Source organism: Segatella sp. (genome assembly GCF_977051555.1).
The window spans coordinates 1-12,004 of sequence record NZ_CDRSSE010000002.1; the positions used below are offsets into that span (position 1 = coordinate 1).

Annotated in this window: 6 protein-coding genes; all 6 read left to right on the plus strand. The window is 45.5% G+C overall.

The features are described 5' to 3' along the window. Positions 1 to 132: 132 nt before the first annotated feature. Positions 133 to 2,844 carry a pectate lyase family protein gene (locus ACWJAO_RS00660; protein ID WP_449138896.1) on the plus strand — a complete coding sequence of 904 codons (2,712 nt, stop codon included), beginning with the start codon at positions 133 to 135 and terminating at the stop codon, positions 2,842 to 2,844. A 109-nt stretch (positions 2,845 to 2,953) separates the two neighbouring features. Beyond that, positions 2,954 to 4,522 carry a pectate lyase family protein gene (locus ACWJAO_RS00665; protein WP_449138897.1) on the plus strand — a complete coding sequence of 523 codons (1,569 nt, stop codon included), beginning with the start codon at positions 2,954 to 2,956 and terminating at the stop codon, positions 4,520 to 4,522. Between the two features lie 248 nt (positions 4,523 to 4,770). Further along, the gene (locus ACWJAO_RS00670; RefSeq protein WP_449138898.1) at positions 4,771 to 7,737 is read left to right on the plus strand and encodes a SusC/RagA family TonB-linked outer membrane protein; all 2,967 of its coding nucleotides are present in this window, start codon (positions 4,771 to 4,773) and stop codon (positions 7,735 to 7,737) included. 84 nt (positions 7,738 to 7,821) lie between these two features. Beyond that, the gene (locus ACWJAO_RS00675) at positions 7,822 to 9,483 is read left to right on the plus strand and encodes a RagB/SusD family nutrient uptake outer membrane protein (RefSeq protein WP_449138899.1); all 1,662 of its coding nucleotides are present in this window, start codon (positions 7,822 to 7,824) and stop codon (positions 9,481 to 9,483) included. A gap of 12 nt (positions 9,484 to 9,495) precedes the next feature. After that, entirely contained in the window at positions 9,496 to 10,893 is a 1,398-nt protein-coding gene (locus ACWJAO_RS00680; RefSeq protein WP_449138900.1) for a DUF5114 domain-containing protein, read from the plus strand. A gap of 18 nt (positions 10,894 to 10,911) precedes the next feature. Then, positions 10,912 to 11,997 (plus strand): glycoside hydrolase family 53 protein, encoded by a 1,086-nt coding sequence (locus tag ACWJAO_RS00685; RefSeq protein WP_449138901.1) that lies wholly within the window; start codon positions 10,912 to 10,914, stop codon positions 11,995 to 11,997. Positions 11,998 to 12,004 lie beyond the last annotated feature (7 nt).

The following is a 12,004-nucleotide window of genomic DNA, read 5'->3' on the forward strand; positions in this document are numbered from 1 at the left end:
CATATTTTACATGAGGATTTTGTCTCAGCAACCATCCAAGATATATAGATGGTTGCCAAGCCTCTGTGTCCCTTATATAAAAACATTATAAAGCCTTTAGATAGAGCTCGTTATCCCGAACTGAGGTCAGAATTGAACTTTGCCAAAGGTTTGCTCTTTAAGTGTGGTGCTGCAGTTGCGTCAAGTAATGGCACTCCTGCTAATCAGAGTGGTAAAATCCGCTTGAACTATAAGTCTGAATATTTGGAGTTGAATGGTTCTAATCTTGTTGTAACTATTCCTAATGTTCAGAAAGACTGGGTTGTAACTGTTGTTTGCAAGACGGCAAGTAGCAAAACATCCCGTGGACTTTATGCAAGTGCCAATATTGATGGAACTACCGGTTTCGGTACAAAGTCTACGAGTCTGACTACTTGTACAGGTACTGTTACAGAGGCTGGTAATGTAACTTTGACTACTACTGATGGTGGTATGTTGATTTACAGCATTTCTGTAAAGGATCCTAATTCTATTGTTCCAGACCCTGTAGATCCTGATGAGTCTAATAAGGTAAACAATGCAGTTAGCCGTGATACTTATAAGAATCAGATGTTTGTAACTACCAATAGTGGTTCTGTTAAGTATTACAATACAGAAGACTTGACCAAGGTAACTTTCGAGGGTGACAAGACCATCGTAGTTCCAGCTAAGGCTGGTGCTGAGAATGATGAGTTCAATGCTACTGTTAAGGAGTTGAGCTTTGCCAAGGCTGCAGAGCGTGGCGAGAGTGGTGAGGTTACTGAGAAGGGTATCACTATCACTGAGAGCAAAGGCTGGCAGGAGAGTGCTTACGCTAAGTGGACTCTGCTTTCTGATACCAAGAGCTACAACGTATATGTAAAGGGTGGTCAGTATGCTGACTATACCAAGGTGGACCAGCAGCTCGTTCGTAACTACGGTTCTTATGGTCGTGTGGATGTTGTTGGTTTGAAGGCTGGCAACTATTCATTAAAGGTTGTTGCTGTTGATGCTAGTGGCGCAGAAACTTCAGCTTACGGTATTGCCGACAACTTGAAGGTTGTCAACTACGACCGTCAGGGTTTTGCTCATAAGGGTATCAGCGATGGTGTAGGTGCTTACAACAATGATGGTACTTTGAAGGCAGGTGCTAAGGTTCTTTATGTTACAAAGAATACTTTCAAGACTATCAAGGCTTCTTTGAGCGATGGTAAAAAACCTGTTGAATATACAGGTATTGGCGATATCCTTCTTGCAAAGCAGAAAGGTCAGGATAAAACTCCTCTTGCTGTTCGCGTTATTGGCGAAATTAAGACTGCTGATGCTGGCGACCAACTTAAGACTGACCAGAAGGGTCTTTTGTTGAAAGGCAATAGCGAAACTACAGTCATGAATGTTACCATCGAGGGTATCGGTGATGATGCTTGTTTCAATGGCTTCGGCTTGGGAATCATCAATGGTACAAATGTTGAGGTTCGTAATATGGCCTTCTTCAACCAGGGTTCAAGCAACGACAACATGGAGATTAAGGGAACTCAGCACATCTGGGTTCACAACAACGACTATTTCTATGGTGAGAAGGGTAGCGGTGACCACGGTAAGGGTGATGGCTCTTTGGACTCTAAGGATGGTGCTTCTTTCTGCACATTCTCTTACAACCACTATCACGACACAGGTAAGTCAAACCTCTGTGGTATGAAGAAGGAAACTGTTGATAACCTGATTTGCTACCACCACAACTGGTTCGACCACTCAGACTCTCGTCACCCACGTGTACGTACATCTTCTGTTCATATCTGGAACAACTACTATGATGGCGTTGCTAAGTATGGTGTAGGTGTGACAATGGGCGCAAGTGTATTTGTTGAGTCAAACTACTTCCGTAACACCAAGTATCCTATGATGATTTCTAAGCAGGGTACAGATGCCAAGGGCGATGGTACATTCTCTGGTGAGAGTGGTGGTGTATTGAAAGCTTATGGTAATATCTTTGCAGAAAAGAGCAAATACTTCAGCTATATCACCTGGAAGAACTCTAACACCGATTTCGATGCTTACGAGGTAGCTTCTCCTTCTGAGACAGTTCCTTCTTCTGTTGTAGCCAAGGCTGGTGGTACTTCTTACAATAACTTCGATACTGATGCTTCTAAGATGTATGCTTACACTCCAGATGCAGCAGTTGATGTACCTGCTAAGGTAACTGGTTTCTATGGCGCTGGTCGTTTGAATCAGGGTGATATTCACTATACATTCAATAATGCTACAGATGACGCAGACTATGGTCGTTGCGCAGGTCTCGATAATATTCTTTCTTCTTACAAGACAGGTCTTGTAAATATCTTCGGTGATGAGAGCGCATCAAGTGGTGAGACTGGTTCTGGTTCTACTGAAGGTGGCAGCACTGGTGGTTCTGGTGAAGGTACTGGCTCTGGCGAAGGTGGTAGCACAGGTGGCTCTACTGGTGGTTCTGAAGGTGGTAGCACTGTTACTCCTATTGAGGGTACAGTAACTTGCAGCTTTGCTACTGATGGTACTCTTTCTAACACAGCATTTGCTTTGACAGGTACAAAGAAAAATGTAAGAAAGGAGAGTACCACAATAGAAGGTGTTACTTATTCCGCAAGTCTTAAGATGGAAGAAGGTACAGAAGTATCTTTCACCACATCTCAGAAGATGACTTTGTATGTATATTATGGGGTTTCTGGTGCAAAAACTAATGTAAAGGTTGATGGTGTAAAGCAGGCAGGTGCTCCAACTACAGTTGTACTTGAGGCTGGTGCCCATAAGATTACAAAGGGTGAAGCTACTACAATAGCTCTCATCAAACTTGTACCAGTAACAGAATAATGAATGTGTTTTACCCGATGAGGGAAAGATGTATACAATAATTTTAAGGGCTGTCTTTTCTTGAAGAGGACAGCCCTTTTTTAAGAAACAAAAACTAATCTTATCTAAAATGAAACAAACAAATTCTACTTTTTCTGCACAGTTCAAGGTTGTTTGCCGTAAAACCATATTGGCTACAGCTTTCTTCTGTGGCTTCTCAATGATGGCAAATGCACAGACCCAGGATGGTCGTGACTTCTCTATAGATGGCTTCGCTGCCTACGAAGGTGTTCCTGGTACTAACTGGTTTCGTGCCGGAGGTACTACCGGCGGTGCCGGTGGCAAGGTGGTGAAGGCTGATAACTTCTCCCAGTTGCAGGCTTATCTCCAGGCAACAGATCCATATATCATTATCGTAGATCATGATATTACTACAGGTATCAAGTGTTATGTGGATGATTTGAGTACCGGTCGTTTGCTTGACGACCAGAGTGGAAAGTCTGGTGTGGAGTCAGTCTATGGCGAGCGTATTATGATAGCTTCTAACAAGACATTGATAGGTGTCGTGAATCCTACAACAGGCGAGGCTCCTCTCTTCTCACATATCACCTTCGTGATGCAGTCAGTTGATAACATCATCATTCGTAACTGCCGTTTCACCATGAAGGGTGTTCCTGTGCTCAGAACGGGTGAGAATAAGATTGTGGCTTGGCGTGATGGTGCACAAGTAGAAGTGGGCGACCCAGACTGTATCGGAATCCAGGCTGATAAGGTAAGTGCCAAGACCAATTGGGGTGGACATATCTGGATAGATCATTGTGAGTTTTTCAATGGTGGTGCTGCCAATAAAGACCGCTATGATGGTTTGCTTGACTGCAAGAATAATGTGCAGTGGATGACATTCAGCTATAACTATTTCCACGACCATGACAAGAGCTGTTTGTGGGGTAAGGGTGATTCAGATGTTTATGAAAACTGCCGCACCATCTCTTTCCATCATAATTTCTTTGATCAGATCGAAGGCTCCCGTCTTCCTCTCCAGCGTGGTGGTCATGTACATTATTATAATAATTATATGCGTGGCTGCGAGGATGGCTGGGATATCCGTACAGGAGCTGTGGCATACGAAGAAGGTTGCTATTTCGAAGACACGAAGTCGCCTATCCGTTCAGATAGAGGTGGTAGCTTGAATATCTCTAAGGCAGAAGGCTATGATTGTATCTACAAGGGCTGTAACAACTTGATGGAAGGTTACACAAATATTGATGGCGCTAAGATTAGTAAGTCACTTCCTGTTACCAAGATAGATTGGGTTCCTACTCAAACCACATCCTCTTACACCCAGCATTATCTCGACAAGACGGTGGATGTTCCTGCTATCTGCGAGAAGTATTCTGGTGCAGGTAAGGTAGAAATCTGGAAGGCTTATACTTCTTCACTTCCTACGGTAGACATGTCTGAACTCGATCATGCCATCAAGAACTACAGCACAGCTAAGACCTACGATGCAGAAGGAAAGGTATTGACAAGTGCTACTACAGGCATCTCTTTTGCAGAAAAGGCATCAGAAACCGGCTCCTCTCGCATAGAGTATTATGATTTGGCAGGTTCCCGTCTTTCAGCACCTCAGAAAGGTATCAATATCGTCAAGAAGGTGAACCATGATGGACATGTAAGCGTGAAGAAGGTAATTTTCTAAAGAATAAGGTAATTTTCTAACAGGAAAGTTTTTACCGGCGAGATATCAGGTATGAATCCGATAAAGATTCCTGCTTTTTAAATGACAAAACGGACAAAAGCTAGATAAAGATTTGCTTTTGTCCGTTTTTTCTTTATTTTTGTCTTAAATCTATCTGCTGTTTTCTTCTCTTTTCTCTACTTTTGCAAGCGAAAACAATTTTAAACGCAAACGCATTTAAACGTAAAACGCAACCTAAAAGTAAAACAATGAAAGCAATCCAGAAATTAGCAAAGAGAAGTTTGCTTCTCGTGGCATTGTTGCTCATCGGATGTCTGCAACTCATGGCGCAGACAAGAACCATCAAAGGTGAGGTGACTGATGCGCAGAATGGTGAGGCTCTGATTGGCGCCACTGTCATGGTGGAAGGCGAAAAGGGCGGTACAGTTACTGATTTTGACGGTAACTTCAGTCTTCAGGTATCTTCTTCAGCCAAGAAGATCAAGGTATCTTATATCGGTTATATTGATAAGGTACTCTCGATCTCTGACAATATGAAGGTGAAACTCGAATCCGACAGCAAGGCGCTGGCTGATGTCGTGGTCATCGGATATGGTACAGCAAGAAAGAGCGACCTTACTGGTTCCGTGGCTACCGTGAAATCGAAGGACTTTAACAAAGGTCTTGTTTCTTCTCCAGAACAGTTGATCAATGGTAAGGTTTCGGGTGTACAGATTATGTCCAACAGTGGTTCTGCCTCTGCCGGTAGTACCATCCGTGTGCGTGGTGGTGCATCTCTTAATGCCAGCAACGATCCTCTTATCGTGCTCGATGGTGTGCCATTGGAGCAGGGTGGTATCTCTGGTAACAGCAGCAACTTCCTCAGCATGATCAACCCTTCTGATATCGAGAGCATGACAGTATTGAAGGATGCTTCTTCTACAGCCATCTATGGCTCCCGTGCATCTAACGGTGTCATCATCATTACCACCAAGAAGGGACAGCAGGGTGCTGTAAAGGTGAACTTCAATACTACCAACAGCATGCAGACCCGTGCGCAGATGGTAGATATGCTGAGCCGTGATGAATTCGTGAATGTCATCAACCAGTTTGGTACAGATAACCAAAAGTCATTGCTCGGTACAGCCAATACCGACTGGAACGATGAGGTTTACCGCACAGCTTTCGGTACAGATAATAACCTCAGCGTGAGCGGCAGTATCGACAAGTGGTTGCCATTCCGCGTGTCTGTAGGCTATTACAACCAGAGCGGTCTGGTTCGCAAGGATAATGTAGAGCGCTGGACAGGTAACGTGGTATTGACTCCTAGCTTCTTCCAGGATCACCTGAAGTTGACCATCAATGCCAAGGGAACCCTCAATAACAACTCATTCAATAATGGTGGTGCCGTATGGGCAGCTGCCACATTCAACCCAACCATTCCGGTTTATTCCGGTAACGACAAGTATGGTGGCTATAATGAGGCACTCGATGCTGATGGCTATCCAGTGAATGCTGGTGTAAGAAACCCTCGCGGTCTGGTTGATCTGTATGATTCAAAGAGTGAGGTAAGCCGCTTCATCGGTTCGATGGATGTAGATTACAAGGTTCATTTCCTGCCAGACCTCAAGCTCCATGCTACCGTGGGTGCTGACTATGCCAAGGGCGATGGAACCATTCATGTCCCTGTCTATGCAGCACAGAGCTACAACAAGGATGAGTCTTTGGGCGGTAGCGATTATAAGTATGGTCCTCAGAAGAACGAGAACCGATTGCTTACCCTCTATGCCAACTATGCAAAGTATTTCGAAGATATCAAGAGTAATGTAGATCTGACAGCCGGTTACGACTACCAGTACTGGAAGAGTACTACACCTCTTTATTATACCAAAAGTGCGGCAGGCACAACCCTGTCAACCGTAAAGGCATCAGATTACCGTCATGTAATGTTGTCATATTACGGACGTATCAACTATTCATTCGATGGAAAGTATCTCCTGACGGCTACCGTTCGTCGAGACGCATCTTCCCGTTTCTCTAAGGATACCCGTTGGGGTACTTTCCCATCGGTTGCTTTGGGCTGGACTTTGACAGAAGAGCCTTGGTTGAAGAACCAGAAGGTACTTTCTAACCTGAAACTCCGTGCCAGCTATGGTGTTACCGGTCAGCAGGAAGGTATCGGCAACTACAATTATCTGCCGGTTTATACCTACAGTGTAGCAGGTGCCGAAGCATTCATCAACGGACAGTATATCAATACCTACCGTCCTGAGGCATACGTGTCAGACTTGAAGTGGGAGACAACAACCTCTTGGAACTTCGGTCTTGACTTCGGATTCCTGGATGGCCGTATCGGTGGTGCCATCGATTTCTATACCCGTAAGACCAAGGACCTGTTGGCTTCTGTACCAACAGCTGCAGGTACCAACTTCTCAAAGACTATCCTTACCAACGTAGGTAATGTGGACAGCAAGGGTATCGAAGTTTCTCTGAACGCAACCCCTATCCAGACCAAGGACTGGGAGTGGAACCTGAGCTACAACTTCACCTGGCAGGACATGAAGGTGAAGAACCTCTCACTCACAAAGGGTGGAAGCCAGACCAACGTGAAGGTAGGTCCATCTATCGATGCTTACCAGTTCCAGGTACTCTCAGAGGGATATGAGCCATACATGTTCTATGTATATCATCAGCTCTACGACTCTAAGACAGGCAAGCCAATCGAGGGTGCTTATGCTGATCTCAACAACGATGGCGAAATCAATGAGTCAGATCTCTACCGCTATCATTCTCCAGCCCCTAAATACATCATGGGCTTGAGTACATCTTTGAGATACAAGCAGCTGACACTCGGTATGAGTTTCCGTGCCAACATCGATAACTATGTATACAACGGAATGGGTATGAGTACAGGTGCTTTCGAGACCGTAAGCTACAACAACTCACAGCTCAACAACCTCAACACCAGTTTCCTGAAGACAGGTTTCAAGACCCGTCAGTATCTCTCAGATTACTATGTAGAGAATGCTTCTTTCCTGAAACTCGACAACTTGAGTTTGAGTTACAATGTAGGCAAGATCAACAAGTGGGCTTCGCTCACCGTATCTGCGATGGTACAGAATGTATTCACCATTACCGGCTACTCTGGTACCGATCCTGAGGTGCCAAACGGAATGGACAACTCATTCTATCCACGTCCTCGCACTTACTCAGTAAGCCTCGGACTTCAGTTCTAGTTAATAGTTAACAGTTAATAGTTAATAGATTGAGGCTTTACAGATCATAAAGCTCAAAGTTCAACGTTCAAAGTAGAAATAACAATGAAACTTAAGAATATATTATATAGTATGATGTTGGGAACAGCGGTGCTGACAGGCACAACCAGCTGTGTTTCCGATCTCGACCAATATCCTCATACGGAGACAACCTCCAAGAATGTTTATACCTCGCTTGCCAATTACGAGGCTGTGCTGGGTAAGATTTATGCTGCCATGGTGACCAGTGGTCAGGGCAAGGGCGGCGACAACAAGGATATGGAATCCGTATTGAACAATGGTAGTGGTTTCGATTACATGCGTATGTTTATCAATATGCAGGAGTGTGGTACCGATGAATTTGCCTCCACCTGGCTGACAGGTGAGCAGACCACGGGTCTTACTTATCTCTCTTGGGATGCCAACGATGCTTGGATCTCAGATATGTATTATCGTATCTACTACAACATCGCCCTCTGCAACGAGTTCCTGCGCAATGCCAACAGTGCCAGTTTCTCAGGTGCTGATGCAGAGAAGATGAAGGAGTATAAGGCAGAAGTCCGTTTCATGCGTGCTCTGTTCTATTACCATGCCCTCGATTTCTATCGCAACATTCCGATGGTGACAGAGAATGACCCTGTGGGCAGCTACATTCCTCCTCGTTATACTCCTCAGCAGACATTCGATTATATTGAGAGCGAGTTGAAGGATTGTGTAGGCGATATGCTTCCGGCATCCACCTGTCCTTACGGTCAGGCTTCTCAGGGTGCTGCCTATACCTTGCTTGCCAAGCTTTATCTGAACAGCGAGGTTTATACCGGCGTTGCCAAGTATGCCGAGTGCAAGGAGGCTTGTAAGAAGGTGATGGATATGGGCTACTCTCTGGAGTCTGATTATAGCAAGCTCTTCAATGCAGATAACGACAAGCGTACCAACGAGATTATCTTCGCCTTGCCGGTAAGTGCTGAGCATACTGTAAGCTGGGGTTCTTCCACTTACTTGGTGTGCGGACAGTTGAGTATGTCGAATGCCAACCAGAATGTTGCCGACTTCGGTGCTACCAGTGGCTGGAGCGAGTTCCGTCTCCGTCCGGAGTTCGTGGATAAGTTCACCCAGACAGATATCGATGGCAATGGCGACAAGCGTTGCAAGTTCTTCACCAACGGTCAGAGCAAGGATGTAACCAGCATGACCGATGAAACCGCTGGCTATCTTTCTGAGAAGTGGAGTAATCTGAAGGATGATGGTACTACGGCATCCAATACAGACAATGATGGTGTTGATACCGATTTCCCTCTCTTCCGTCTTGCCGATGTTTATCTGATGTATGCCGAGTGCGTGGTTCGTCTGCATAACGACTGGGATAACTGGGCTGGTGGTAGCGATGCTGCAGATCCTGACGTGATTGCTTCCCGCAAGCAGGGCGCTATCTATTGGATTAACCAGCTTCGTGAACGCTCTAATGCTTCTGATGTTTGGTCTAGCAATTTTGCCAACGATGATGCCTTCCTCCAGTTCATCCTCGATGAGCGTGCCCGTGAACTCTATCATGAAGGTTATCGCCGTACCGACTTGATTCGCTATGGTCAGTTTACTACTAATAAGTACATCTGGCAGTGGAAGGGTGGTGTCCACGATGGACAGGCTGTTGACAGCAAGTACAACATCTATCCAATCCCTAACACCGAGCTTACCGCAAATCCAAATCTTCATAACGACAACTATTAATAGGATAAAAGAATGAAAAAGATATTTAGAAACCTGATGATGCTTCTCTGCGCACTCACCGCCCTGGTGAGTTGCGACGAAAGTGGCGACAAGATATATCTGGATGGCTTCAAGGCATCCGATCTGATGGCATCGGCATCCGATGTGAAGCTGTCTGTAGATAACAGTAAGGACGTTGTCCTCTCGTTGGCTTGGCAGAATCCTAGCTTGCTTTCGAGCGATGAAACCAAGCCTGCGGGCAGTGGAGTGCTGAAAACTTATCTGCAGGCATCAGCCTCAGAAGATTTTACTTCAGAAAAGGAATACACCGTAACCGACCTTTCCAAGGCTTTCATCGGTGCAGACCTCAATGCTGCAGCCAAGGATCTCGGCTTGACACCCGATGTGAGTTCACCTCTTTATTTCCGTATCAAGAGTCAGATGGGTAGCAATCTTGATGCTGCTTACAGCAATGTGTGCCAGGTAAAGGTTACTCCATACCTCATTGATATGAGCTATATCAATATCCTGAAAGAGAAAACGGATGTGGACCACCCACTGACCTATCTTTATTCTCCAAACTCTGATGGTGTTTATTCTGGCTACATGAATGCCTCTTCTTGGTTCAATATCTGGGGTAAGGAAAATGATGGTACCATTTGGGGTAATGTAGGACTGGATAACCATGTGTACGAAATGGATAATACGGAGTCGGCATGGAATTTCTGGTTCCCTGGACAGACAGGTATTTATTATACAGTGGTAGATACAAAGGCTAAGGAATTCAAGCCAACCTACATCAAGGCTATGCAACTGAATGGTGAGGACATGACTTATGATGCTCCTAACTATGCTTGGACCAAGGTCATTACAACTACAGCCGATAATACTCCAGTCAGCATCGTAGCTACAGGCGCTGAGTACAGCAAGGCTACAGGTACAGATGATGCTGCAGCTGTGGTGAAGACCATGAACTATACTTTGGCTGATGGCAAGATGACAGACTCTGAAAGTGCTGGCAGCGTGAATATTGCCAAGGCAGGTACTTATACCATAACCGTGAAGGTTGGTGAGCACAGTCAGTTGGAATATACCATCGTTGAGGGCGACCAGACAACTCCAGAGCCAGAGGTTAGCAATACCCTCTGTATGTTCTCTAAGGATGGCAACACCCTTCTTGCTGTAATGAATAAGGTGAGTGATGGCGTTTATACCTGCACGTACAAACCAACTGCTTGGGAGAACTTCCGATTTATCTACGTAGGTGAAAACAAGGACGACAAGCAGACTTGGTATGGCTCTGTTGCAGACAATCTCTTTAATTTATCTACTGCAGGTGACTGTTGGGACATTTGGTTCAAGGATGATGTAACTGGTGGTGAAGTTACCGTTACCGCCGATCTCAACACCATGACATGGAAATATGAATAATTAATAAGAAAAATAGCAATGAAAAATATATTTGGAAAAGCCATGTTGCTGGCTACAGCGCTCTTGTTCTCTATTACGGGAACAAGTTGCAGCAGCGACGATTCTACTGTTCACGAGCAGGAGAAAACATACGATATGAGCGGTTTTGCCAAGGGCGCCGATGTTTCCTGGCTCACAGAGATGGAGAAGGATGGTGTGAAATTCTATAATCAGAATGGCAAGGCTACAGAATGCATGAAGCTCCTCCGCGAAGAGGGAACCAATTCCATCCGTCTGCGTGTCTGGGTAAATCCGGAAGGTGGCTGGTGTGGCAAGGATGATGTCATCGCCAAGGCTTGGCGTGCTCAGCAGCTCGGCTTCCGTCTGATGATTGACTTCCACTATTCTGATACCTGGGCTGACCCGGGTAACCAGAAAGTTCCTGCTGCATGGCAGGGCTATACTGCTGAGCAGATGAAGCAGGCTGTGGCTGATCATACCAAGGATATATTGAAAGCCCTGAAGGATAGAGGTGTAACCAATGTAGAGTGGGTACAGGTGGGTAATGAAACCCGCGACGGAATGCTCTTCAACAGCGATGAGGCTGTAACCGGTCAGGTATCAAAGAATGCAGCCAACTTTGCTGCTTATGTCAACGCCGGATATGATGCCGTAAAGGAAGTTTATCCTGAGGCAAAGGTCATCGTGCATGTAGATCAGGGTCAGGACCTCGGCGGGCTTACCTGGCTCTTCGATAAATTGAAGAACAATGATGGAAAATGGGATGTCATCGGACTTTCTCTTTATCCAGAGGATGATAACTGGCAGAGTTATGCAGAGAACTGTCTCGCTAACATCCAGACTCTTTCTACCACGTATGGCAAGGACGTCATCATTTCAGAAATCGGTATGTGGTGGGGCTCTGAGCAGGCTGCGCCAATGATGAAGAAGATGGTGGATGGCTGCAAGGCTATTTCTGCCTGCGAAGGTATCTTCTATTGGGAACCAGAGGTTTACAACAACTGGAAACCAGCCAACTATACCACTCTGGGTTGGGCTGCATATATCAAGGGGGCCTTCGACAACAGCGGCAAACCAACAGCTGTATTCGATGCATATAAATAATTCGATG